Source organism: Ruania alkalisoli, assembly GCF_014960965.1.
In the GTDB taxonomy this organism is placed as follows: Bacteria; Actinomycetota; Actinomycetes; order Actinomycetales; family Beutenbergiaceae; genus Ruania; species Ruania alkalisoli.
The window spans coordinates 3271254-3295434 of record NZ_CP063169.1 but is presented as its reverse complement, the minus strand read 5'-3'; the positions used below and the strand labels follow the sequence as shown (position 1 = coordinate 3295434).

27 protein-coding genes and 1 pseudogene are annotated in these 24181 nt (G+C 67.4%); 20 read left to right on the top strand and 8 right to left on the bottom strand.

Translation table 11 applies throughout. From position 1 onward, the window contains the following. Positions 1-72 precede the first annotated feature (72 nt). The 9 genes and pseudogenes from ychF to IM660_RS14585 all read left to right on the top strand — a co-directional run bounded on the left by ychF (position 73) and on the right by IM660_RS14585 (position 5210). Positions 73-1152, top strand: a complete 1080-nt coding sequence (gene ychF, locus IM660_RS14625; RefSeq protein WP_193496583.1) for a redox-regulated ATPase YchF — start codon at positions 73-75, stop codon at positions 1150-1152. A 148-nt stretch (positions 1153-1300) separates the two neighbouring features. Further along, entirely contained in the window at positions 1301-1534 is a 234-nt protein-coding gene (locus tag IM660_RS14620) for a FitA-like ribbon-helix-helix domain-containing protein (RefSeq protein WP_193496582.1), read from the top strand. Then, a complete protein-coding gene (locus IM660_RS14615; RefSeq protein WP_193496580.1) occupies positions 1531-1956 on the top strand; it encodes a type II toxin-antitoxin system VapC family toxin in 426 nt (141 codons plus the stop codon). Before IM660_RS14620 ends, IM660_RS14615 begins: the two co-directional genes overlap by 4 nt. A gap of 3 nt (positions 1957-1959) precedes the next feature. Then, positions 1960-2514 carry a GNAT family N-acetyltransferase gene (locus IM660_RS14610; protein WP_343072105.1) on the top strand — a complete coding sequence of 185 codons (555 nt, stop codon included), beginning with the start codon at positions 1960-1962 and terminating at the stop codon, positions 2512-2514. Between the two features lie 344 nt (positions 2515-2858). Beyond that, complete coding sequence (locus IM660_RS14605) at positions 2859-3236, top strand: SMI1/KNR4 family protein (RefSeq protein ID WP_246465321.1); 378 nt, start codon at positions 2859-2861, stop codon at positions 3234-3236. Between the two features lie 294 nt (positions 3237-3530). Further along, positions 3531-3758, top strand: a pseudogene (locus tag IM660_RS14600) (transposase); the annotation flags it as partial. A gap of 110 nt (positions 3759-3868) precedes the next feature. Beyond that, entirely contained in the window at positions 3869-4189 is a 321-nt protein-coding gene (locus IM660_RS14595) for a DUF7716 domain-containing protein (protein WP_193499546.1), read from the top strand. Positions 4190-4521: 332 nt separating this feature from the next. Further along, on the top strand, positions 4522-4803 hold the full coding sequence (locus IM660_RS14590) for a type II toxin-antitoxin system Phd/YefM family antitoxin (protein WP_193496576.1): 282 nt from the start codon (positions 4522-4524) through the stop codon (positions 4801-4803). After that, positions 4800-5210: a type II toxin-antitoxin system VapC family toxin gene (locus IM660_RS14585; RefSeq protein ID WP_193496574.1), complete on the top strand. Its 411-nt coding sequence runs from the start codon at positions 4800-4802 to the stop codon at positions 5208-5210. Before IM660_RS14590 ends, IM660_RS14585 begins: the two co-directional genes overlap by 4 nt. 63 nt (positions 5211-5273) lie before the next feature. Here the strand turns inward: IM660_RS14585 and IM660_RS14580 are convergent, their stop codons facing one another. The 3 genes from IM660_RS14580 to IM660_RS14570 all read right to left on the bottom strand — a co-directional run bounded on the left by IM660_RS14580 (position 5274) and on the right by IM660_RS14570 (position 8145). Further along, positions 5274-5846 (bottom strand): hypothetical protein, encoded by a 573-nt coding sequence (locus IM660_RS14580; protein WP_193496572.1) that lies wholly within the window; start codon positions 5844-5846, stop codon positions 5274-5276. A 201-nt stretch (positions 5847-6047) separates the two neighbouring features. Then, on the bottom strand, positions 6048-6551 hold the full coding sequence (locus IM660_RS14575) for a DUF4303 domain-containing protein (protein ID WP_193496570.1): 504 nt from the start codon (positions 6549-6551) through the stop codon (positions 6048-6050). 406 nt (positions 6552-6957) lie between these two features. Continuing rightward, positions 6958-8145 (bottom strand): MFS transporter, encoded by a 1188-nt coding sequence (locus IM660_RS14570; RefSeq protein WP_193496568.1) that lies wholly within the window; start codon positions 8143-8145, stop codon positions 6958-6960. 96 nt (positions 8146-8241) lie between these two features. Between IM660_RS14570 and IM660_RS14565 the strand changes: the two genes are divergently transcribed. Both IM660_RS14565 and IM660_RS14560 read left to right on the top strand, forming a co-directional pair. Next, complete coding sequence (locus IM660_RS14565) at positions 8242-8586, top strand: ArsR/SmtB family transcription factor (RefSeq protein ID WP_193496566.1); 345 nt, start codon at positions 8242-8244, stop codon at positions 8584-8586. 105 nt (positions 8587-8691) lie between these two features. Beyond that, positions 8692-9483, top strand: coding sequence for an SDR family NAD(P)-dependent oxidoreductase (locus tag IM660_RS14560; protein WP_343072015.1), 792 nt, complete (start codon positions 8692-8694; stop codon positions 9481-9483). A gap of 48 nt (positions 9484-9531) precedes the next feature. Here IM660_RS14560 and IM660_RS14555 read toward each other — a convergent pair whose 3' ends face one another. From IM660_RS14555 to arfB, 4 genes are all read right to left on the bottom strand, one after another. Further along, positions 9532-10023, bottom strand: coding sequence for a hypothetical protein (locus IM660_RS14555; RefSeq protein ID WP_193496562.1), 492 nt, complete (start codon positions 10021-10023; stop codon positions 9532-9534). A 235-nt stretch (positions 10024-10258) separates the two neighbouring features. Continuing rightward, positions 10259-11527, bottom strand: a complete 1269-nt coding sequence (locus IM660_RS14550; protein ID WP_246464967.1) for an MFS transporter — start codon at positions 11525-11527, stop codon at positions 10259-10261. Further along, the gene (locus IM660_RS14545) at positions 11520-12185 is read right to left on the bottom strand and encodes a metalloregulator ArsR/SmtB family transcription factor (protein ID WP_210768994.1); all 666 of its coding nucleotides are present in this window, start codon (positions 12183-12185) and stop codon (positions 11520-11522) included. The genes IM660_RS14550 and IM660_RS14545 overlap by 8 nt, the downstream gene beginning before the upstream one ends. Positions 12186-12229: 44 nt before the next feature. Then, complete coding sequence (gene arfB, locus IM660_RS14540; RefSeq protein WP_193496558.1) at positions 12230-12670, bottom strand: alternative ribosome rescue aminoacyl-tRNA hydrolase ArfB; 441 nt, start codon at positions 12668-12670, stop codon at positions 12230-12232. Between the two features lie 82 nt (positions 12671-12752). Here arfB and IM660_RS14535 point away from each other — a divergent pair, with 82 nt between their 5' ends. Both IM660_RS14535 and IM660_RS14530 read left to right on the top strand, forming a co-directional pair. Then, entirely contained in the window at positions 12753-13259 is a 507-nt protein-coding gene (locus tag IM660_RS14535; protein WP_193496556.1) for a methyltransferase family protein, read from the top strand. A gap of 94 nt (positions 13260-13353) precedes the next feature. Further along, entirely contained in the window at positions 13354-14025 is a 672-nt protein-coding gene (locus IM660_RS14530; RefSeq protein WP_210768993.1) for a class I SAM-dependent methyltransferase, read from the top strand. A 34-nt stretch (positions 14026-14059) separates the two neighbouring features. Here the strand turns inward: IM660_RS14530 and IM660_RS14525 are convergent, their stop codons facing one another. Then, positions 14060-14704 carry a TetR/AcrR family transcriptional regulator gene (locus IM660_RS14525; RefSeq protein ID WP_193496554.1) on the bottom strand — a complete coding sequence of 215 codons (645 nt, stop codon included), beginning with the start codon at positions 14702-14704 and terminating at the stop codon, positions 14060-14062. 61 nt (positions 14705-14765) lie between these two features. Between IM660_RS14525 and IM660_RS14520 the strand changes: the two genes are divergently transcribed. The 7 genes from IM660_RS14520 to IM660_RS14490 all read left to right on the top strand — a co-directional run bounded on the left by IM660_RS14520 (position 14766) and on the right by IM660_RS14490 (position 24128). Beyond that, the gene (locus IM660_RS14520) at positions 14766-16391 is read left to right on the top strand and encodes an MFS transporter (protein WP_193496552.1); all 1626 of its coding nucleotides are present in this window, start codon (positions 14766-14768) and stop codon (positions 16389-16391) included. A 15-nt stretch (positions 16392-16406) separates the two neighbouring features. Continuing rightward, positions 16407-16739, top strand: a complete 333-nt coding sequence (locus tag IM660_RS14515) for a cupin domain-containing protein (RefSeq protein ID WP_193496550.1) — start codon at positions 16407-16409, stop codon at positions 16737-16739. A gap of 36 nt (positions 16740-16775) precedes the next feature. After that, on the top strand, positions 16776-17066 hold the full coding sequence (locus IM660_RS14510; protein WP_193496548.1) for a DUF1905 domain-containing protein: 291 nt from the start codon (positions 16776-16778) through the stop codon (positions 17064-17066). Continuing rightward, positions 17063-19702 carry an AAA family ATPase gene (locus tag IM660_RS14505; RefSeq protein ID WP_210768992.1) on the top strand — a complete coding sequence of 880 codons (2640 nt, stop codon included), beginning with the start codon at positions 17063-17065 and terminating at the stop codon, positions 19700-19702. The genes IM660_RS14510 and IM660_RS14505 overlap by 4 nt, the downstream gene beginning before the upstream one ends. A gap of 24 nt (positions 19703-19726) precedes the next feature. Beyond that, entirely contained in the window at positions 19727-20266 is a 540-nt protein-coding gene (locus IM660_RS14500) for a helix-hairpin-helix domain-containing protein (RefSeq protein ID WP_193496547.1), read from the top strand. Between the two features lie 173 nt (positions 20267-20439). Next, on the top strand, positions 20440-21582 hold the full coding sequence (locus IM660_RS14495; protein WP_343072012.1) for a methyltransferase domain-containing protein: 1143 nt from the start codon (positions 20440-20442) through the stop codon (positions 21580-21582). An 83-nt stretch (positions 21583-21665) separates the two neighbouring features. Continuing rightward, positions 21666-24128, top strand: coding sequence for a polysaccharide lyase 8 family protein (locus IM660_RS14490; RefSeq protein ID WP_193496545.1), 2463 nt, complete (start codon positions 21666-21668; stop codon positions 24126-24128). The last annotated feature ends 53 nt before the right edge of the window (positions 24129-24181 follow it).

The following is a 24181-nucleotide window of genomic DNA, read 5'->3' as shown; positions in this document are numbered from 1 at the left end:
GGCCGGTCGCGGGCGAGCCCGTGGCCGGCCCTTGTGCCGCCGGGCTGGTCCGCGCCCGTAGACTCGTCTCCCGTGGCTCTCACTATCGGTATCGCTGGCCTGCCCAACGTCGGCAAGTCCACCCTGTTCAACGCGCTCACTCGTGCGACCGTGCTCGCCGCGAACTACCCGTTCGCGACGATCGAGCCGAACGTCGGTGTGGTGCCGCTTCCGGACGAGCGACTGGGCACGCTCGCGGAGATCTTCTCGAGCGAGAAGATCCTGCCCGCCACGGTGAACTTCGTCGATATCGCCGGCATCGTGCGTGGCGCCAGCGAGGGGGAGGGGCTGGGCAACCAGTTCCTCGCCAACATCCGCGAGGCGGACGCGATTTGCCAGGTGACCCGCGCCTTCGCCGATCCGGACGTGGTGCACGTGGACGGCAAGATCTCGCCCAAGGACGACATCGAGACCATCAACACCGAGCTGATCCTCGCCGACCTGCAGACGCTCGAGAAGGCACTGCCGCGGCTGGAGAAGGAGGTGCGTGGCAAGAAGACCGAGCAGGCCGTGCTGGACACCGCCAAGGAAGCCATCGCGCTGCTGGAGGCCGGGACGACGATCTCAGCCGGGGGAGCGGGTCTGGACGCGAGCATCGTCAAGCAGTTCGGGCTGATGACCGCCAAGCCGTTCATCTACGTCTTCAACACCGACGACGACGGTCTGGCCGACGAGGCGATGCAGGCCGAACTGCGTGAGCTGGTCGCACCGGCTCAGGCGATCTTCCTGGATGCCAAGTTCGAGGCCGAGCTGATCGAGCTCGAACCGGACGAGGCCGCCGAGATGCTCGCCGAGAGCGGGCAGGACGAGGCGGGCCTCGACCAGCTCGCGCGGGTCGGATTCGACACCCTCGGCCTGCAGACGTACCTCACGGCCGGCCCGAAGGAGTCCCGCGCCTGGACCATCGGGAAGGGCTGGACCGCTCCGCAGGCGGCAGGCGTGATCCACACCGACTTCGAGCGCGGGTTCATCAAGGCCGAGGTCGTCTCCTTCGACGACCTCGTCGACGCAGGCTCCATGGCCGAGGCGAAGGCGCGCGGGCGGGTGCGCATCGAGGGCAAGGATTACGTGATGGCCGATGGTGATGTGGTGGAGTTCCGCTTCAACGTGTAGTAGGCGCACGAAGCTAGCATCGCTCACCGCCCCGGTCGCCTCATGGCGAGATGGCCGGGGCGGCTTTGTGCTGACTGAGCCTCGCGGGCACTGGTGTGGTGCGATCCGGCAGTGCTATCATGATTGATAGCAGAGGAGGTGATCGCCGATGTCATCCATCATCGTTCGCGGTCTCGACGACGCCGTGAAACAGCAGCTCGCCACGCAGGCGAAGGAGCATGGCCGGTCCATGGAGGCTGAAGTCCGGGAGATCCTCACGAAGGCCGCGACGCGGCCACACATCGGGATGGCGCTGCTGGCCGCGGCGCAGGACATCGGCGGTGTCGATGAGTTGATGATCCCAGAGCGCGGTGACGTCGCGCGGGTGGCGGACTTCGAGTGATCGTCCTCGACACGAACGTCATCTCGGAGATCTTCCGGCCGTCGCCGGAGCCGCGCGTCGTGGACTGGCTCGCGTCGTTGGCGGGTGATGTTGCGATCACGTCTGTCACGCTCGCGGAGCTGTTAGCGGGCGTGCGGCGGCTGCCGGATGGCCAGCGCAAGGGTGAGTTGACCAGGCGCATCGACGCAGCGCTCGAGCCGTACCGGGGCAGTCGCGCTGTGCTGCCGTTCGATGACGTGGCGGCCGACCGCTATGCAGACGTGCTCGTGGCTCGAGAGAACACGGGCGCGCCGATCAGCACAGCCGACGCGCAGATCGCCGCGATCTGCCTGGCGCACGGAGCGACCTGCGCTACGCGCAACGTGAAGGACTTCGTGTACACCGGCGTCGAGCTGGTCGATCCGTGGAAGGTCGACGCGTGAAGCATCATTCGATCGAGGTCATCGCCCACAAGGAGATCACTGAGACCGATCTGGGGTGAACTTCGACGGCTCTTCGACAGCGAGTATCTCGAGGATTTCGGAGAGTGGGATCGGGAACAGCTCTACGGCTACGCACCGCATGATGCCCACGTCATGGCGCGGATCGATGATCGCGTCGTAGGCCACCTGGGATGGACACGCCGCGAGATCGCTGTCGGCACAGAAACCGTCGCGATCGCGGGGGTCGGCGGTGTCCTGGTCTGCGATGAAGCACGAGGGCAGCGTCTCGGGGTCGATCTCATGGAGCTGGCCGCGCGGTCGATGCGCGATCACGGCGGCGTCTCGTTCGGCTACCTGGGCTGTCGAGAGCAAGTCGTCCCGTTTACCTGTCATGTGGTTGGACTCGGATCGTTGCCCGTGAGAGGTCGATCGGGCGCGATGGCGAACCTGTCGTGGACGAGCCAGGTCAGCCGATCCTCATCCGGCCGATCACCACGTCGCTCGAGCTTTGGCCGGAAGGTGACATCGACCTGCGCGGACGGGCTTGGTAGCCGCTGACTGCAGGTGGTCCTACGTGCCGGAACTCGGTGGAGTTTACGTTCAACGTCTGACCCAGCCCAGGCCGTCGCGTGTTCGCGTGAGAGCATGCTCACCTGAGCCCGTATCGATCCTAGGGATGGCGACGTCCGTGGGTGCTCAACACTTGGTCGCACCGAAGCCGATGACGACCGGGCCGCGACGTGGCCCGTGCGCGCAAGTCGCGCCGATCAGACGCAGAGCATAGAGCGCCGAGTAGCTGGGCGGAGGCAAGCCGGTGCGTTGGATCTGTTGGCGGATGCCGCTGAAGGGCGCTCCTGATATGCGATCGTTGAAAGATGCTGTCGAGAAGCGCGTTGAGCAACATGTTCATTCTGGGGCCTCCCGCATCGCGCGCCGTCATCGAGCGTGAAGAGAACGAGTACGGCGGCCCGCTGCCTCGGGAGTACGTGGAGCTGCTTCAGGTTTCGAATGGGATGCACACCAGCGGCAACTTGAACATCCTCGGCGCTGAGGGGGTCGTGCAGCGAAACAACGAATACGAGGTACAGGTGTACTTGCCCGGCTACTTCATGATCGGCGACGACAGCGGCGGGCACGCGATCCTGCTGAACCTCGGTGACCGCCGCATCTATGAGGTGGACATGGGTGCCATGGACGAAGAGAGCATGAAGCTCAGCGCCCGTTCCCTCGATGAGCTTCTTACGCTCGGCACCTGCCTGACTGAGCGTTGCGGTGGGTGAGATGCATTTCGGAGCCGGAGCCGGAGCCGGAGCCGGAGCCGGAGCCGGAGCCGGAGCTTAGGCGGGTTCAGGCCCTGATGTCTCGCGTTGTGTAAACCTTCAGCCGGCTTTCAACGCCGGACGGAGGAAGGCGCAGTCGTACTTCTGTCGCGCGCGTGCGGTGCGCAGTTCGCGCAGTTTCCGCTGCCGCTCGGTCTGATCCGGCAGGTCGATCGCCATGAACCCGGTGTCGTACTCGTTTGAAGCGCCCTGGATTTGTTGGAGGCTCCTGGCCTTGGAAACGAGGATGGAGTCATGCCGAAAGAACTGGCGAACGGGAAGCCGACGACGCGTCGCTACTCGGACGAGGAGAAGGCCGCCGCGGTGCGGATGGTGAGAACGCTGCGAGCCGAACTCGGAGTCACGCAAGGGACCGTGCAGCGGGTCGCGACGCAGCTCGGATACGGGGTTGAGTCCGTGCGGATGTGGGTGAAACAGGCCGCCATCGACGACGGCGTCACGGCGGGTGTGAGCTCGGCGGAGTTTGGAGTCAACGTGTAACCCGCTGGCGGCGAGGCGTCCGCGTGCGTGATCGGGAGTCGCGGTTGACTCGTGGGTCACTCCGTCGGCCCCGCGTGAGCGAAACTGTGACCATGGAGATGCTCCTCGGCAGGGTGTTGTGTACTGCGGGCGAACTGCCGTGGACTCATGCACTGTTTGCTCCCCCAGACTCTCGGTTCGACGACGAGTCCTTGCCGGTGTTGGTGTGGGACGTGGACGACGTCGCGGACGGCGCCACAGATCTTCCATCGCAGGCGAGCGTGCTCGGCTACGAGTATGTCCTCGGGATCGACGACGTGCAGAGCATCGTCGCCAACGCAAGAGCGCAGAGGCCGGGAGCGACGACTGCCGACCTCCTACTCGCATTCCAGCACTATCTCGCCCGAGATGCGTTCGTCGTGTGGACTCGTTGAACGATGGTGTCGAGAAGAGTGCTGAGTGAGAAGTTCACTCTCTTCCTCCTGCATCGTGCCCGTCATCGAGCGTGAAGAGTGCGAGTACGGCGGTTCGCTGCCCCGGGAGTACGTGGCGCTGCTTCGGACCTCAGGCCGTCACCATAGGTGTCGTCAACCGGGATCGCGTGCGGACGCGCGCATCGAGTACGGAGGCGCTGCGTCTCACTGCCGACGAGGTTGAGGGCGGCCACCTGGGGGAGCGCCTCGGAACCGCGGTGATGTCTGATCGGAGTCGGCACTCGGGATGAGGGCGCCTCCCGACCTTGTCGCACGGGTGCTACGATCAGACTATGAGCATCAGCGAACCTCCGGTCGAGAGCCTGTCGCAACGCGAGCTTCGCAATGAGTCCGGCCGCGTGCTCCGCGCGGTGAGCGAAGGTCGCTCCTTCGTGCTGACCAACAGTGGGGTTCCCGTGGGTCGGCTTGTGCCGTTGGATGCACCTGCCGCGGCGCTGCCCATTGCTCGCCCGGCGCGGCGTCAGGGTGGTTGGGCGGCACTGGCCATCGAACGCAAGGTCGCATCGCGAAGTCTTGCCGCGACCCTCGATGACCTGCGTGAGGACCGCCTGTGACCGACGATCCGGTCATCTACGTCGACACGTCTGCCCTCGGTGCGCTGCTGATCGACCAGCCCGAGAGCCAGGCGCTCCTGGACTGGTTCGACCAGGTTCCGGCCACCCTCGTCTCCAGCGACCTGCTCGAGACCGAGCTGCGCCGCGTTGCAGTCCGGGCGGGTCTCGACCAGTCCGACGTGAGCCGTGTCCTCGACGGTGTCGGACTCGCGGCTCTTGACAGAGCTGTCTACCGCAGCGCTGGCTTCTTGCCCATGCCGTACCTGCGCACCTTCGACGCCCTGCATCTCGAGGCGGCGATGCGACTCGATGCCTCGGCCATCCTGACGTACGACCGCAGGCTTGGTGAGGCGGCCCGGTCTGCGGGGCTCAACGTGATCGCGCCTGGCGCAACGAATTCCTCCTGAACCAGATGTTCTATCCGCGGCGATACGGTGGAGTTCCGGTTCAACGTGTAGTTCAGCTCGCGGTCAGATCTCGGTCAAGATCTTGACGACGCCTTCGCCGGCAGGACCGAACTCTTCGATCAACTCCTTGCGTACCGAGTCGACCCATTCGGGTCGAGGTTCGAAGTCGGCGGTCAGCGCGTCGTCCCCAGCCTCTTCACACCGCAATCGGTAGAGCGCCAACGCCCCGACGACTTCGGTCGGTCCGCCGCCGATCGGGTGGACGTCATCGGGCCAGGCGCCCGGCAGGGCGAACAGCATCGACTTCGTCTCGGCGTCGAAGATGTAAGCGTCTGCACCCTCCCAGGCGAGGACGATCCACTGCGACGGCCACTCGTCGATCGGCTCTCTCGTCCGTCCGTCCCAGCGGTAGCCGGCTTGTTCCTTCCAGAGCCCGGCCAGCGGCACGAGATATATGTCGTTGCCATCGCCCGGCAAGGTGACTCCCTGGTATCCCTTGCGGCCGTGCTCGCCCAGTGGCCCGACCTCTTGGTAGAAGCGGGCGATCTCATCCGGAAGCGGGATGTCGCCTTGCCAGTCCGAAGCCGGCTGGGGTGTGCAGGCTCCGAATCGGCTCACAAGCTCTCGTGTGTTCACGACGCCCAGCCTAGCTGCGGTGCGCGCCCGAACGCCGTTAGTTCGATACAGACGCCGAGGTGCTACGCGCGGCATTCTGCGCACTGTGCTGCACGATCGAGCTTCGCAGGTTGTGGCACCGTATGGCTCCACCGCGTGAGCGAGATGGCCTGACGTCACGAACTCGGTGGAGTTCCGGTTCAGTGCCTGACCGTTTCCACGTCACGCACCCTCGGCCGCTTCGGCCAGCCAAGCGTCGAGTAGCGGCCCACCCGGGTTCAGGCTTCGGGCGAATCCTGCGTCGTTCTCGTCTGGCGGCATCGTCGCCACCAGCAGCAGTACGCGGTCTCGCTCGATTCCTGTGCCGAAGATTCCGGCCTCGTCGAGCCTGCGCAAGGCCGCCTCCATAGACGTCAGCCGACGCCAGTACTCCTCCTCCGCCTTGGCTGCGTCCATGTCCTGCAGTTGTCCCCTCGCGGTGAACGCCACGTCCGTTCGGGCGAGGATCTCGTCCGCGACCAATGCGTACGGGCTGTCGGCCAGGTCCCATCGGGATTCGCCGTGCACGGTCGCGGTCAAGTAGGGGCGATACGCCTCGCCTGACGTGACGAGCGCGTAGACGCAGAAGTCCGCGCGATGTTCGGAGCGAAGCCGTCGGATCGCTTCGTCCGTGGCCTCGGCGATCGCATCGACCAATGCGGGTATGGGCTCGCTCACGACCGTCATCTGATCTCCGGGTTCGACGCTTGCTGAGAGCACTCTGAAGTCTCCATTCTCTCTGCCGTCGTCCGTCGACGGCTGAAGAAGGCGGTGTGTGTCGCAGCGTCCCTCGACAGCACGCCGAGCACACATGCCGTTCATTCGATCGGGAGATGGGGCAGGCTGATCGAACTCGATCTGACGACTTTCTCCAGATGTCTCAAGGGCTGCTCGATGGAACTTGACCTACGGCCCATGGCGGCGTCTGATGCGGAGTCGTTTGCGTCCTGGGTGGGAGGACCCGGTGTTTCCCGCTCATGCAAGGTGGACAGAATGTCCTTCTGCCTCTCTGGACCTCGATAGGTCTAACGCTCAAAGAGTCAGGTTGCTGATCGACTCGTGGAGCCGGTGTCGCCTTGCGGGTCAGTTGCTCTCAGTGAGTGATCGGCTGTCGATCATTCCTGTCGGTGGTACGGAGCTCGATCGCTGGTGCGGCGATCATCCACGCCCCTGCCAGGGCGATGGTGCCGATGACGACGACCCCAGGTGCTCCCAGATGGTCGAGCGCAAATCCGCCGACCGCTCCGGCGACGGCGGTGCCGAGGTAAAGGCCAGAGATGTTGAGCGAGACTGCGGTCATCGGTGCCGCGGGTGCAGCGGCGATCGTGCTGGCCTGCATAGGTGGATTGAGTGCCCAGGCGAACACCGACCACAGGGCCACTGCTGCGCCGAAGAGCCAGACGGGTGCACCAGTGAAGATCAGTGTCGCGACGATCGCGAGGGCGATCGCATGGCCCGCCAGGACGATCAGGCGTGCGCGACGGGGGCCTTGACTGTCCGTCAGGCGGCCGCCCAGCAGGGCAGAGACGACCCCGACGAGGCCGATGATCAGGAACAGCACGGGTAGAGAGGTGTCCGTGCCTAGAGTGTGCATCGCGATGGGGCCCAGATAGGTGTAGAACATCAGCCCGCCCGTCCCGCACAGGAAGATCACGGCCACCATGCGCAGAACTGCAGGGCGGCGCAGAGGTGCCAGTTTCTCGTCGAGTGTGGACGGTGCGGCCCCTTCGAGGCGAGGCAGCGTCCACAGCACGACGATGGCTGCTAGTGCAGCCACGACGGCGATGAGGGCGAACGTCGAGCGCCATCCCCAGACTCCGGATATCCAGCTGCCTACGGGGACGCCGGTAAACAGTGCGACGGTGAGCCCAGCGGTCACCACGGACAGGTAAGCCCCTTGCCTGCCTTCGGGCGCTCCTTCGGCCGCCGCTGCGAACGCTGTGGTCGAGACCGCTGCCGCGGACAGCCCAGCGACGATCCGAAGCGCGAGCAGCATAGTGAGGTCGGAAGCGACTGCACATCCGATGTTGGCCAGCACGAAGATCGCGAGGCCGCCGCTCAGTACGAGTCTGCGAGGGTATCGACCGAGCCAGACTGCCAGCACTGGAGCGCCGAGGGCGAACGCCAAGGCGAACCCGGTCACGAGCTGACCTGCGGCCCCAGGCGTTACGGCGAGGTCGGCGGCGACGTCGTTCAGCACGCCGGCGATGACGAACTCGTCGGTGCCAAGTGAGAGTGTCGCTGTGAACAGGGCGGCGAGCCATAGAGGGCTGCGGGACATGGGGGGTTCCTTGAAGACTGGGTGTGTTTGATGTTCAACGAACATCGAACAAAGTAGCAGATGTTCGACGACTGACGAACAAGCTAGTCTGCTTACATGACCTCCGTCGATCACGCAGACACCAAGCACCCGAGCGTCCAGGACATCTCGCTCACGCGCGTGCTTGCCGCGTTGTCGGACCCGCTGCGTCTGGGGATCGCCTGCCTGCTCTCTGACGGACAGGAGCGTCAATGGGGTGAGCTCGATGCTCCGGTCTCGAAGTCGACGCTGAGTCATCACATGAAGACGCTCCGCAGCGCCGGCATCACTCGCACTCGCGATGAGGGCACCCGCTGCTATGTCCACCTCAGAGCCGATGATCTGGAGTCGCGTTTTCCCGGGCTTCTGAGCTCCTTGCTCAGTGCTGCGCCTGATGAAGCCACGAAGGTGGGCTTGAAGTGATTCCATACAACCAGGTACGGCGCGCGAGTGCGTGGACGCGCTTCTCGTGCTCCGGGGCGGACAGTGCCGAGCGGCGTATTGGTGAACTGCGCCCATTGGGAGAGTATGGGTTCTCATCGACGTGGGTTTGCCCAAGACTTGGAGCGCATCATGAGCCCGTCGCGAGTTGAGTCCGAAGTGCCTGTCGCTGTCGTGACTGGTGGTTCGCGAGGGATCGGAGCCGAATGCGCCCGGGTTCTTCACGCTGATGGCATGCGGGTGGTGATCGCCGACGTGTTGGAGGGCAAGGGCCAGGCTCTCGCCGACGAGCTCGGTGCAGGCGCGGTCTTCAACCACCTGGACGTTGCGGACGAGTCGTCGTGGAAGAAGCTGGTTCGAGGCGTCATATCCACGTTGGGCGCGGTCGACATCCTCGTCAACAACGCTGGCGTCGCGAACATGTCGTCGGTCGAGGACTTCACGATCGCCAAGTGGAACGCAGTGCTTTCAGTGAATCTCACGGGTGCCTTCCTCGGGTGCCGCGCCGTCGTTCCGGGAATGAAGCAACGGGGGAGTGGGTCGATCGTCAACATCTCGTCGGTGGACGGAATGCGCGGGAGCCCTGGCGTCCACGCCTATACAGCCTCGAAATGGGGCGTGCGAGGTCTCACGAAGTCGCTCGCCGTCGAGCTCGGGCCGCATGGCATCAGGGTGAATTCAGTACACCCGGGGTACGTGCCGACGAGGATGACGTCGCGGATGGACCCCGATCGACTCGACATCCCACTGGGGCGAGGTGGCACGGCAACGGAGGTTGCGGCTACGGTCGCATTTCTCGCGAGCGAGGCGTCGTCGTTCACGACGGGAGCAGAGTTCGTTGTCGACGGCGGCATGATCGCGGGAATCCCCCGTCGGTAGGAATGTCGCCCGCAAAGCCAGGCGTTCGTCGTACGCGGAATCCTCGGATCAACTCAGACTCTCAATCCACGACTCCAGGTATCCGGCGAGGTCGTCGAAGATGCTCACCTCAGATCCCGCGTAGAGCACCCGCGGTTCTTCGCGATCGCCGAAGACGAAGTATGCGCGCTCGAACGGAGCGTTCGGGTCGTCGAGAGCGAACAATGCGACGGACGACGGCGACAGGCCGCCCGCCGTCAGGGCCTCGGGGGTGGTGTCTGCGGCGATCATGTCCCGAACAGGGTCGCGTGAGATCCACACCTCGGTCGCAGAGGGCTCGCGCCACTCCAGCTGTACCGAGCAGTGTCTCCACCACGCTGCGTAGGCGTAGAACTCCCGGATCTGTGGCGACGGCGCGAAACGCGTGCGTCTGTCCACACACAACAACTCGCGGACCTCGATTCCGCGCGGTCCCAGTTCGAGCGGGCCGAACTCCGCTGCCGCCTCGATGTCGTCGCGATTGATCTGTTCTAGTTCCGCGAGCAGCTCCGCGATGCGCATAGCACCATTGTGCGGCTGGTCAGGCGAGACCAGTGCATGAATGGGCCTGGCTCGGGAGAACGCCCTGCGTGGACTATCCAGCAGTGCCGATCTGGTGAACGTGCAGGTGTTGGGCCCGTCGTGATTGACGTTTCCCCGGCACAGATCCGGTGGGTGATCACTGCCTGATCTGAGGCTTTTCGCCCGATTCGGCCTACCGGAGGTCGCCGACGGCGTCAGCCTTCGCGCGCCGACCTCACGGGCTGACGGCGTGACGCGAGCGCGCCCACAACAGGACCGGGATCAGGGCGAGGGCGAGGATTCCCCCTCCGAGTGATAGCGCCTGGAAGCTCGACGTCACCATCACCACGGCCGACATCGTGCCGCCGGTCGCTCCGGCCAGGGCGATCAGCACATCGATCGCGCCCTGGGTGCGGGGCCGGTTCTGCGGGACCGTGGCATCGACCACCAGCGCGGTGCCGGCGACCAAGCCGAAGTTCCAGCCGATGCCGAGAAGGATGAGCGCGAGGATCAGCAGGCTGAGTGAATCGCCCGGGGCAGTAGCGGCCAGGCCCCCGGCCAGCAGCAGGGTGACACCGGAGGCGATGACCATGGGTGTGCGGCCGAGCCTGTCCACCAAATGCCCGGTGATGAGGGAGGGCAGCCACATCGCCCCGACATGCAGGCCGATCACCAAGCCGACGGCGGCCATCTCGTGGTCGTGGGCGCGCATGTGGATCGGAGTCATCGTCATGATGGCGACCATCACCAGCTGAGTGAGGACCATCACCGTCGCGCCCACGTAGGCGCCGATCCCGACCGGGGGAGTGTCATTGGCCGAGGAGGTGTCCGATCCGTGGGTGGCCCCGACGGCGATCTGACGGGCGAACAGGTACGGGTCCGGCCGGAGGAAGATGAACAGCACGAGCCCTGCCGCGCCGTAGGCAACAGCGGCGAGGATGAAAGGCCCCGCAAGTGTGGGCACGCCCAGGGCGTCGGCGAAGGCGCCGAGCGGATCGATCAGGTTCGGTCCGGCGACAGCTCCGATGGTGGTGGCAACCATGGCCATGCTGGTGCCGAAGCCGCGTTTGTTCGCCGGGGCGAGGTCGGTCCCTGCGTACCGTGCCTGCAGATTGGTGGCAGTGCCCGACCCATAGACGAACAGCGAGATGAACAGCAACGGTACGCTGCCGGCGACGGCGGCAATGACGACACCGAGCGCTCCGACGCCACCGGCGATGAAGCCGTGGGCCAGGCCCAGGCGGCGGCCGAATCGCTGGGTCGATCGGCCCACCAGGTAGGCCGCGAGGGCGGATCCGAGGGTGAACAGGCCGGTCGGTAGCCCTGAGAGCGCATCGGAGCTGAGCATGTCCTGGGCCAGCAGCGCGCCCACCGAGATGCCTGCAGCCAGTCCGGCGCCGCCCAGGATCTGGCTCATGATGACCACCGTCAGGGTCCGCTTGTGGACCCGCGCCCGCTCCGGCTCGCTGACGATCTGAGTCTCTGCCGTGCTGGTCTCAGGCAACACTGAGATCGATCTCCTTGCTCGCGCGCCACTCCACGACGCCTTCGTCCATCGCCTTTGCATCCATGCCTCGCTCGCGTAGCAGCACTGCCGCCTCGCGCGCCATCCGGCACAACTCGCCTCGGCAGTACACGACGATCTGTGCATCGGCGGGGATCTCGTCGAGGCGGTCTTCCAGGTCGGCCAAGGGCAGGGACAAGGCACCAGGAAGGTGACCCGCCTCGTACTCCTCGGCGGGCCGGACGTCGATGATGACCATCTCAGACGTGAGGGCGGAGGGACCGATGACGGGCCCCTGAGCGCGCGGCTGGCCCATGTACGCGTCCACAGCTTCTCCTAGCCGGGGGTACCGGTGGAGCGCCACACGCTTGGCTGCCGTGTACAGCTCGGCCACATCGTCACCGCTGAGGCGGTAGTAGATGGTGGTCCGCTCGCGACGCTTGCTCACCAGGCCCGCGCGGTTCAGCGTCTGCAGGTGGGCCGAGGCGGTCGTCATCGCCATGTCTGACAGGCGAGCGAGCTCCTCGACGGAGTGCTCGCCTTGAGCCATGAGTTCCATGAGCTGCAGTCTGCGTCCGTTCGCGATCGCTTTGACCGCTTCGGCGAAGGCCTCGAACATGGACAGCTTGTCCGCTCGACTCCTATTCCATGTTTCCATGGAATAGGAGTGTACGTGACGTTCGCGTCGAGTGCGATGTCGCTCTACTCGTTCCCGGGGCGTCGCCGGTTCTGTTTCGTCTGGGCGCGTTGACGCTTCCGTTCGAGCCGGCGCCGCTGCGATCCGCGCGTGGGCTTCGTTGGCCGTCGGGCCACCGTGGGCATGACCGCCTCGCGCAGGAGCGTCGCGAGTCGGTCCCGGGCGGCCGCCCGGTTGCGGCGCTGCGAACGATACTCGGACGCGTCGATGGTCAGCACCGTCCCGGTCAGGCGGTCGGAGAGCCGGTGGAGCACCCGCTCGCGCTGCACGTCATCGAGGGCAGTCGTCGCCGCGATGTCGAGGCTGAGCTGGACGCGTGAATCCGTGGTGTTGACCCCCTGGCCGCCAGGCCCCGACGCGCGCGAGAACTGTTCGGTCAGTTCCGCTTCGGGCACGCTCAGCCCGTGCGGAGCGCCCGGTCCCGGAGCTACGCGCAGCACGTCCATCGTGACAGTCTCCCGCAGCGGCCGTTCGGGGGATGCGGGTGGTCCACTCTCTTCGCCGCGCGATCGTGTCTACAGTCGGCACATGTCCTCTCCCGTGCGTCCGAGTTCGACCCGCTCCCGCCATATCCCGCCGCCTGTCTTTCTCGTGGCGGCTGCCGTGCTGCAGCAACTCCTCGCCCGCCGAGCCGGCCCTCCGCCGCGCTGGCGCCGGGTCGCCTCGGCCGCGCTCGCTCTGGTCTCCCTCGCCCTTCCCACGACGGCGGCCCTCACCTTCCACTCGCGTCGCACCACGGTCAGTCCGCTCGACCCATCTGCCGCCAGTGCCTTGGTCACGGATGGTCCGAATGCGTTCACCCGGAACCCCATGTACTTGGGAATGGCAGGGTTGCTGACCGCGCATGCGTGGCGCCGTGGGTCCTGGCTCGCGGTCCTCCCCGTCGCCGGGTTCGTGGCCGTGATCGACCGGCTGCAGGTCCCTGCCGAGGAGAGTGCTCTCGCCGAGCGTTTCGGTCCTGCCTACGTCGCCTACTGTGCCCGGGTGCCTCGATGGCTCCCGGGGGTGCGGAGATTGGCCTCGCACGGGCGCTGAGGAGCTCGCGCTGGGCTGGCAACTCCATGAGGCGATATTTGCCAAATTGGCAAGCATCGTTGCTGCATGGCGCCAGGGGCTGCAGGATGATGGCATGACAACTGCTTCGCACGCGCACCACGGCCACGCCGCGCCGGAGGCGTCCGACATGGCTACCTACTTCGAGCCTCCCGCCTGGGAGGAGCGCTACGCCGGCCACGGCTCCCACTGGAGCGGCAATGCCAACCCGCAGCTGGTCGCCTTGGCCTCCTTGCTCGCGCCCGGCACCGCGCTGGATGTCGGCTGCGGCGAGGGTGGCGACGTGATCTGGCTGGCCCAGCAGGGCTGGCAGGTCACCGGCGCCGATTTCTCGGCCAATGGCCTGGCTCGCGCTGCCCGGCACGCCGAAGACGCAGGTGTGGCGGAGCGGGTGGGCTTCTGGCAGACGGATGCTCGCACGTTCGCCGCGAACGGTCGCCAATTCGATCTAGTGACCACCCACTACCTGCACCCACCGGACGGCGGAATGGTCGCCGTCGTGGGGCTGCTCGCCGAGGCCGTGGCAACTGGTGGCCACCTGCTCGTGGTGGGGCACGCGCCGTCGGGGGTGCATGCCCCGAAGACGGACGCGCACGCACGGGCGATGTTCGTCGCTGCCGACCTGCTTCCCGGGGTGCCGGAAGGATTCGAGGTGGTGGCGGCCGAGCAGCGGCCGCGCACAGTGGTGCGCGAGGGGGCGACGTTCGAGATCGACGACTCGGTCCTGGTGCTGCGCCGCACAGTTTGAGCGGAATCGCTGAACCTGTTGGGAGCGCGCGAGGTCAAGCTGGCGCGGCCGGGTCGTGCGACTCATGCACCGCGTACTCGCGTAGCAGCGCCGAGTAGTCGGCGGCGATCCCGCGGAGCATGGCAGTCACCATGGCTTCGATCTCATCTGGCCCGAGGGGTGCCTGCCCGAACAGCTGGCGGTAGAACGTCAGGGCGCAGAGCTGGTCCACGGCGAGCGGGAGATCGACCCCGTCTGCCAGATCTCCCCGTTGGCGCGCCGTGAAGAGGGTGCGATGAACCGCCCGCCGCGGTGGCTCGACCACCACTGCCAGCAGTTCTTCGTGCAGATCGGGCTCGCCGGCCCCCTCCGCCGTCAGCTGCGCAAGCGTTTCGGCCCCGACCCGGCTGAGGGCCTCGGAGGCCAGTACGAGGCACTCGTGCAGGTCGCACAGGGTGCACCCGGTATCGGGCGCCTCCAGGCGGCCTAGGCGCTCGGCTAGTACCGCGAGCACCAGCCTGCGGCGGTTCGGCCACCGTCGGTAGACCGCCGACTTGCTCACGCCGGCACGCCGGGCGATGTCCTCGATGGCCACGGCCCGGTAGCCGGACTTCTCCAGGGTGTGCGCTGTGGCCTGCAGTACGGCGGTATCGATGTGCTCGTCGCGCGGGCGTCCTCGCCCCAGGGGGTCTCTGGTCACGTGCCCATCCTCTCCAGTAAAATAAATACGGGACGTATCGTACCGCAAATGAGGAGAGATTGTGAGCGAGCACCGCAGCGCACATCAGGACGAGAGGAGACGGGCAGGGCCACGGGCGTGGATCGGCCTGGTCATGCTCTCGGTGCCGATCTTTATGACCGCCGTGGACATGTCCGTGCTCTTCCTGGCGATGCCTACGATCGCCGCTGATCTGCTTCCCTCGGGTACCCAGCAGCTGTGGGTGCTCCACATCGGCGACATCGCGGGGGCGAGCATGGTCCTCACGGCGGGCCGGCTCGTCGACCGGTTCGGGCCCCGGCGGCTGCTCGTGCTCGGCCTGCTCGGCTACGGCATCGCTTCCACCCTCGCGGCACTGGCCCCGACGATCGAGGTGCTGATCGGAGCTAGGATGCTGCTGGGTGCCTCCGGGGTCGCGGTCGCGCCCGCGGGTGCGGCGCTCATTCGTGCCCTGTTCCCGCTGAATCGGCAGTTCTCACTCGCGATCGCCCTGTTCATGGCGGCCTTCTCCGGTGGTATGGCACTGGGCCCGCCACTCGGTGGCCTCCTGCTGGAGCACTTCTGGTGGGGCGCGATCTTCCTGTTCAACGTGCCTATCGCGCTCGGTGTGGCCGCCATCTGGTGGCTGCTGCCGAAGGTCGAGGGCTCCGGAATCGGGCACGTCGATGCGGGGAGCATCGCCCTCTCGGCGGCTGGGATCGCGGGCGTGGTCTTCGGGGGGCAAGAGCTTGCGGCGCACGGCTGGAATCCCTGGCATGCGGCCGTGCTGCTCGCTGGACTGCTGCTGATCGCGGTCTTCGTCCTGCGTCAACGCGTGCTCACCACGCCGCTGCTTGACCTGTCGTTGTTCCGCTCGGTGCCGTTCACCTTCGCGCTGGTCAGCATCTGGCTGGTGATCACCGCCAGCGCCGGCGCCGACCTGCAGTTCGCCCAGCACCTGCAGATGGTGATGGGCCGTAGTCCACTGGCCGCCGGGGCGCTGCTGGTGGTTCCGGCGCTGCTGTCGATGCTGGCCACGGCGGCCGCTCCGACACTGCTGCGGTGGATGCGACCCGGCTTCGCGATCGGCGCTGGTGCCCTGCTCGCCGTCGGCGGGGCCGCTGCGATGCTCGCGACCCTCCAGACCGGATCCGACGCCTCCCTGATCGCATTGGTCGCCGCTGCCGGTGTGATCGCCGTCGGGGTCGCCCCGGTGTTCGCCATCGGAACCACCATCGTGCTGACAAACTCTCCCGCGAACCAGACTGGTTCCGCTCAGAGCCTGCAGGACGTGGCTGGGAGTCTCGGTAACACCGCCGGCCTCGCACTCGGTGGAATGGTCGCCTACCTCGGCTACAGCCGGTCGGTCATCCAGCAGCTCCCCGCAGAGCTCGACCCGACCGTGGCGCAGCAGAGCGTCGAGAGCGTCGGCGGTGCCCTGGCCGGTGTCCGCGATCTGGCGCCCGGACTGGCCCAGGAACTCATCGACGCGGCGACGACGGCGATGACGGCTGCGACCCGGGACACCTACGTGGTCGCCATGGTCGGGTTCGCGGCACTGGCCGGGGTGGCGTTCTGGGGCCTGCGGAACGCGCGGGTGACCGAACCGGAACCGGATGCGAGCGATGAGCCCGAGTCTGACAGTGAGCCGGAGCGCCTCGAGTGCGGCGCTCCGGGCACGGGCCGCTAGGAAGGGGACACCAGCATGGCAACGACGGTCCGCATATTCCATTCCGATCGGCGCGATGGCGTGGGTATGGGTGAAAGCCGGATTGAGATCAGCCCGGGCGTGCGCGTGGAGGAGGGCTTGCCTTTCAGCGCATACTCTGCTCACTTCGGTGCCGGCGAGACGGCCCAGCTCCCGGCGTCGTATGAGGAAGTGTGGGTTGTCGTGAGCGGGCAGCTCCGGATCCGCTCCGACGGCCTCGAGGTGGTAGCAGGCGCCGGTGACTACGTCTATGTCCCGCGGGACTCGCCAGGTGTGGTCGACGCGATGGAGGCGACGACGCTTGTGTGTGTCTCGGTCCCAGCACACTGACGGTCTCAGGGGTTTGCGCCACCTACACTCGGACCCGTGGAGTGGGACTTCGACGGCGAGATCATCGAGTGGCGTGGACCGGCACCGTTCCTGTTCGTCGACATCGACCCCGGCCTGTCCGATGACATCAAGTCCGCCGCCAAGGGCCTGGAGTACTGGGGGCAGGTCGCCGTGGAGGCCACGATCGGGCGCACCCGCTTCACTACCGCACTGTTCCCGAAGGGCGGGCGATATCTGCTCCCGGTGAAGGTGGCCGTCCAGCGCGCCGAGGGCGTCGGTGAGGGGGACGTGGTGGCTGTCTGGCTCGCGCTGCGGTACGACCGATGAGTGGGCCCGACCTCGTCCTCACTCCGGAATTCCAGCGCGCCCTCGACCTGCTCGAACGCGGCGAGAACATCTTCCTGACCGGTAAGGCAGGAACCGGCAAGTCCACCCTCATCCGGCATTTCCTGGCGACCACCAGGCGTCGGGTAGTGGTGGCCGCACCCACCGGGATCGCCGCACTCAACGTGGGCGGCTACACGATCCACCGGCTCCTCAGCCTGACCGCCACCACCACCGTGGACGAGGTCCGCACCGGTCGCTACCGCCCGGGCCGGTTCGCCAAGGCGCTCGCCTCGCTCGACACGCTCATCATCGACGAGGCATCGATGGTGCGAGCGGACTTGTTCGACATGCTCACCGCTGCGCTGGAACGCTTCGGACCCCGGCCCGGCACCCCCCTGGGAGGCGTGCAACTGGTGCTCGTAGGCGACCTGCACCAGCTCCCGCCCGTGGTCACCGAGGGTGAGGCGGACTTCTTCGCCACCCGGTATGCCACGCCGTACTTCTTCTCTGCCGACTCCTACGACCAGTTCCCAACCGTCGAACTGACCACCGTCTTCCGCCAGCTCGGCGACGATCGGCTCACCGCCATCCTGAATGCGATCCGCGAGGGTGTGCTGCTCGGGCACGCGATGGATGAGCTCAACGCCCGCACCGATCGCGAGTTCGAACCGCCCGAGCACGAGTTCTGGCTCACGCTCACCCCCACCAACCGGCTCGCCACCTCCCGCAACAACGCCCGCCTCGCCCACCTCGACACCCCTGAGCGCATCAGTACCGCCACCCAGACCGGCGACCTCAGCACGCTCGACCCGCCGGCCGACGCCACTCTCCGGTTCAAGGAGGGGGCCCAGGTGATGATGCTCACCAACGACCCCGGCGACCGGTGGGTGAACGGCACGATCGGCCGGATCGAACACGTCGAGAGCGGCGAATCGGATGATCCCGGTGATCTGAGCGTGGCGGTCGTCTTCACCGACGGGTCCGCCGCCGAGGTTCGCCCGTTCACCTGGGAGGCCACCCGCCCGGTGGTCGAATCCGGCACCCTTCGGCACGAGGTGGTCGGCACCTTCACTCAGCTGCCGTTCCGCCTCGCCTGGGCGATCACCATCCACAAGAGCCAGGGCCAGACGCTCGACCGGGTGGTGGTCGACCTCACCGGTGGCACCTTCTCCGACGGTCAGGTGTATGTGGCACTCAGCCGCTGCACGTCGATGGCCGGGCTGGTCCTGCGCCGGCCCGTGTTCGCCAAGGACCTCAAGACCGACCGCCGGATCACCCGTTTCCTCCGGTCCGCCAGGCCCACGACGGCGCAGGCTCAGTTCTGCGGGATCGGCATGCTCACCGTGGGGGAGGAAGGCAGGATGTCACGGCCCCGGCCCGTGGAAATCGCCGTCGCCTTCTCCGACGGGACCGCCCTGAGTACCCTGGTCAACCCGCAGCGCGACCTGGCCGATGCGCGACTCCGATTCGCGATCACGACGGCGGACGTCGCCCTCGCGCCAACTCTCGCCGAAGCCTGGGCGCTCCTGGCGCCGGTACTCGACGGCTGCACGCCGGTCGGTCCCGGGATCGACGAGACGATGGCGCTGCTGGACTTCGAGCTCAAGCGTCTGGGGGTGGTGGTGCCGCTACCGCTGGGTGTTGCGGCCTCCGCGGACGGGGAAGCGCCCGGGGCCACGGGCGGGTCTGGTGCGGCAGGCGCTCCCGGGGCGGCGCGCACATCCGCACACTCGACCGATGAGCCACGCGCGAGCGCTCCCCCAGGGAAAGCGTCGGCCCTCGACCGGGCGCGTGCTGCGCTCGCCGCACTCACCGCTCCCGCGGACGCCGTCGATGCGTTCACCGATCCCACCGGCTCCGACCTGGAGTCCGCTGGGGTGGGCTACCTGCTCACCCGCGATCCGGACGTGCCGGCTCCGCGCCCGGCTCACCTGCCCGGGCTGGCCGACCTGCTCGCCGTCAGCGGACCGGTCTCGCGAGCGCTGATCGGTGGCCAGCTGCCGGAATCGGCTCCTCCAGACCCTGCCTGGAGCACCAGTGTCCCTCACGCGTTGCCGCAAACTGTCGCCCCGGTGTCGGATCGAGCGACAGAACGGGGCAACACGCGAGGTGGTGAGGGCGTGGCGTCGCATCAGGAGCTCGCTGCCGGCGGACCTGGGGAGGCGGCTACCGCCGGACCAGGGGTGGCGATCACCGGCCCCACCGTGGCAGTCGCCCGGGCCCAGGTGCTGGCTGCCGCGGGCCGGGTGGAGGCCACCGCTGCCGTGCTCGACCGGTTGCGCAGGCTCGAGCCCCTGCTCGGCCCCGGGCTCGCGGAAACGGTCTCGGCGAACGCACCGGACGCCGTCGAGGTGGCTGACGTGCTGCACCCCGAGGCCAGGGTGTGCTTCACGGGAGAGGTGCTGACGCCGTCAGGACGCCCGCTCGCACGGGGTGAGATGGAGGCGCTGGCCCTGGCCGCAGGGTTGCGGCCGGTGCCCTCGGTGACCAAGACGCGCACGGATGTGCTGGTGACTGCGGAACCCGGCACGCAGTCCGGGAAAGCGCGGAAGGCACGCGAGTACGGCAAGGCCGTCCTCGATGCCGAGACCTTCCTGCACTGGCTCGGTGATCGAGGTGTGCCCGTTCCGTCGTGATGCGCGCCTGCCTACGATCGGAGCATGACGACGACGGCTCAGCTGCGCCGAGCGGCTCTGGATCTTCCCGGAGCCGAGGAGGAGGCACGCGGTGGGATGCCCGCGTTCAGCGTCCGCGGGACGATCTTCGCGAGTGCGCACGGCGACGAAGCCGAGCTCCGGCTCCCGGCCGACGTCGTCCGGGAGGTGGCCAGGATCCGGCCCGGTAGTACCCCGATCACGCGCGGCCCGTTCGTGACCGGGGTGCGTGTTCCGCTCGCCGCCGTGAACGGGCAGGAGCTGAATGCCCTGGTTGCCCGCGCCTGGCGGCACTGTGCGCCGGCGGGCCTGGGCGAGCGCTACGACGCCGCCATCGCGGGGACGGCCCCGGTCGATCTGCCCGCCATCGGCAAGCCCGCCACCCGGGCGCTCGCGGCCGCCGGGATCACCACGCTGGACCAGGTGGCCACGCGCTCCGAGGCAGAGCTGCTCGCCATGCACGGAGTCGGGCCGAAGGCGGTGCGGATCCTCGGTGACGCGCTGGCCGAACGCGGGTTGTCCTTCGCCCCATCTCCGGTGACCTGACCGAACCGGCGTCGCTGGTCCCGGTCACCTGGTCTGACTCACCTGGTCCGACTCACCTGGCCCGGCATCACAGCGCCGCCTGGTCGCGGATCGCTCCAATCGCGACATCGTGTGCACGTCATATCGGCATATTGCCTCGTGGCGTGGTGCCTGACGGTCCTACTGTCGCCACCATGACCGTACGCCTGCATCGCTCGCCGTCCCTCGCCGCCACCGACTACGCCTACGCCGCATCCGTGCCCGCCACGGCCCGCCTGGTCCATCTGGCCGGCGCGTGCCCGCTCGACCCGGAAGGCACCACGATCGCGCCCGGGGACTATGAAGCCCAGGCCCACGCCGTCGTGGTGAACCTGCGCCAGGCTCTGGCGGATTTGGGCGCGGACCTGACGGATATCGTCTCCCACCGCGTGCTGGTGGCCTCCTCGAATCAGGCTGACCTGGTCCGGGTGTGGGACGTCGTCCGGACCGCGTTCGGCGACCACGACGTGCCATCGACACTCATGGGGGTGACTGTGCTCGGCTACCCCGGCCAGGTTGTCGAGGTCGAGGCCGTGGCGGTATTGCCTCAGGCGCCGCCGCCCTCAGATGGTGTGTTCGACGACGCCCGACTCGCTGCCGTGTACGACGCGTTGGACCCGGACCGGTCTGATCTGGACCTCTACGTGGATATCGCAGAGGAGCTGGGTGCGCGATCAGTGCTCGACGTGGGCTGCGGCACCGGCACGCTTGCCACCATGCTCGCCGGCCGGGGCTGCGACGTCGTTGGGGTGGACCCCGCGGGCGCCTCGCTGGACGTGGCACGCCGCAAGCCTCACGCGGACCGGGTGAGGTGGCTTCACGGCGACGCCGCCGCCGCGGCTCGCGAGTTCGCCGGACTGCAGGCCGATCTGGCCACGATGACCGCCAATGTGGCTCAGGTGTTCGTCACCGATGACGCCTGGGAGGAGAATCTCCATGCGATCGCGACACTCGTACGGCCCGGCGGATATCTGGTGTTCGAGACGCGCATCCCCGAACGCCGGGCCTGGGAGTCATGGAATGTCCGCGACTCCTTCACCTCCGCCGACGTGCCCGGGATCGGCCGGGTCGAGTCCTGGCACGAACTGCTCGACGTACGCGCCGAGACGGTCACCTTCCGCAGCCACACACGATTCGCCGACGGCGTCACGATCCCGGCCGAGTCCACGCTGCGATTCCGTAGCCGTGAGCAGGTGACGGCGTCACTCGCCCGTTGCGGCTTCCTGGTCCGCGAGGTGCGCGACGCCCCGGACCGTCCCGGCAGGGAGTACGTCGTCCTCGCTCAGCGCGTGGAGTGACTCCTGGAAGGCGCTTGCTTGATGGCGGACCTTCTACTACCGTGCGGGTGAGCAATTTTCACCTAGGTAACGGAGCCATGAAAATGAATCTCACAGCATCGCGTCGGACCTTCCTGGTCGGGGCCGCGGCAGCACTCGCCACTGCTGGCACGATCGGCACCAGCACCTCGGCCCGTGCGGCCGAACCGTTCGATGGGCTGGTCGATCGGCGTCGCGAGTTCCTGACCGGTGGCGATGTCGCCGCGATCCACCCCGAGCTCGCGCAGAAGCGGCAGACGATCGACGCGGAGGCCAGCGACCTGATCGCGACCTTCAACCGCGCCTCGGGCCGGCGGTACCTGTGGCCGGACCTGCCGATCAACGGGGCCTCGAACACCACCGAGGTCGGGAACATGGGAGTCACGGCCAACCGGATCACCACCCTCGCCACCGCCTGGGCTTCCGGTGGCAGCGAGTATTACCAGGACCCTGACCTCCTGTCCGACCTCCAAGGAGCTCTCTGGTTCCTCTCGGGCCAGTACCGTGCCGGCCGCAGCCGCCCCGGTAACTGGTGGTTCTGGGAGATCGGCCTCCCGCGCCGGGTGGCCGACACTCTGATCCTGCTCGGCGAGAACGCCCCGGACGAGGTGGTCGACCTGCTGCTCGCCGCGGTCCGGTTCCACGCCCCCGATCCGAACGTCCGGCGCGACTACTCCTGGCTGAAGGAGACCGGTGCGAACCGGGTGGACAAGGCACTCTCGTGCATCATGCGCGGCCTGATCGATGAGAACGAAGCCGACGTCATCCTTGGTCGCGATGCGCTCTCCGACGTCGCCGGTGGCGGTCGCAACAGCGTATTCGGACGTGTCACCTCCGGGGACGGCTTCTACGACGACGGTTCCTTCATCCAGCACGGGTACCTGCCCTACTCCGGCACCTACGGTGGAGTCGCGATCACCGGCGTGGCCGAGGTGCTTGCACTCCTCGCCGGAAGCCAGTGGGCGGTGAGCGACCCGCAGGTGAACAACCTCTTCGAGTCCATCGACCTCACCTTCGCGCCCTTCCAGTGGGACGTGCGCACCATGGACACCACCCGCGGTCGGGCGGTCTCGCGCCAGCAGGGGCAGGACTTCCACTCCGGCTTCGCCATCGCCTCGGCGATCCTCGTGCTCGCCGACTCCGCTCCGGCAGCCGACGCGGCGCGTTACCGGGCGATGGTGAAGGGATGGCTGGACCGGACCGAGGACCAGCCCCTGGCGACCAACAACCAGACCCTGGCGGCCACGGCCCGTAGTCTCGCCGTCGTCGAGGACGAGGCGATCACGGCGGCGGAGCCTCGTGTGGGCACCACCAACACCTACGAGCAGGAGCGCATCGTCCACCACCGCGGCGAGTGGGCCGCCGTCGTGAACACGTCCTCGGCCCGGATCGGGCGTTACGAGTGGGGTAACCGCGAGAACAACCTGGGCTGGTACCAGGGCGACGGCATGATGTTCCTGTACCACCGTGAGGACTCGGCCCAGTACTCCGCTGACTTCTGGCCCACCGTCGACCCATACGCCCTGCCGGGGATCACCGTGACCGGGGAGGAGCGGACCTCCGGCCTCGGTGACGGCACCGGTATCCCGCGCGCTCAGAACTCCTACGCCGGTGGCCTCACCGTCGCTGGGGAGATGGGCACCACCGCGATGAACCTGCGGAACTTCTCCGGGAAGCTGACTGCGAACAAGTCGTGGTTCTACCTCGACGATCGCGTCGTCTGCGTGGGATCGGCCATCACCGACACCTCCGGCACCGGCTCCCGCACGATCGCCGAGAACCGGTCCTTCCCTGCCGGGCAGATCCCGGAGGTGCAGGTCGACGGCGAGACGGTGGCGCTCACGGACGCTCCGGTGGCGACCACTGCCGTGCACGTGGCCGGCCACGCCGGCATCGTCGCGCTCGCCCCTGAGGACACTGAGGACTCTGAGAACGCTGCCGGTGCCGCGCCCACCTGGCAGGTGCGGTCCGAACGTCGCACCGGTACCTGGAAGACCATCAACGACGGCTCCGACACCGGCGGGACCGACGAGGAGGTCAGCCGCGACTACGTGCGGATCGAACGCGAACACACAGGCGACGCAGACTGGTACGCCTATCAGATCCTCCCGCTCGCGGACGCCCGGACCACGGCGGACGAGGCGGAGCGGCCAGGGGTCGCCGTCGTGCTCGCCGAGCCGGCCGCGCACCTCATCGAGGCCGGCGACGGGACCCGCATGGGCCACTTCTTCGAGGCAGGGACGCACGGCGGGTACACCGTCAGCGGGCCGTGCGCGGTCGGGCACCGGCAGACCCCGCCGCCGCACAGCAACGCCAGCCGACGCGCCAAGCGTCAGGTCGAGGTCGTCGTGGCGCAGCCCACGAGGGCCGGCGGCACGCTCACGGTCGAGTTGCCGATCGAGGTGCCCGACGCCGTCATTGAGGCGGATGAGTCGGTGACGGTGGTCTCCACGGCTCCGCTGGTACTCGCGGTCGATGCCGGCGTGCGCCGCGGTGGCGAGCACCGGGTGATGTTCGCGAGTCGCTGATCGGGTAGGCGCCAATACCTGAGCCCCTGTGCCGGCGCCCACACGAAGAAATC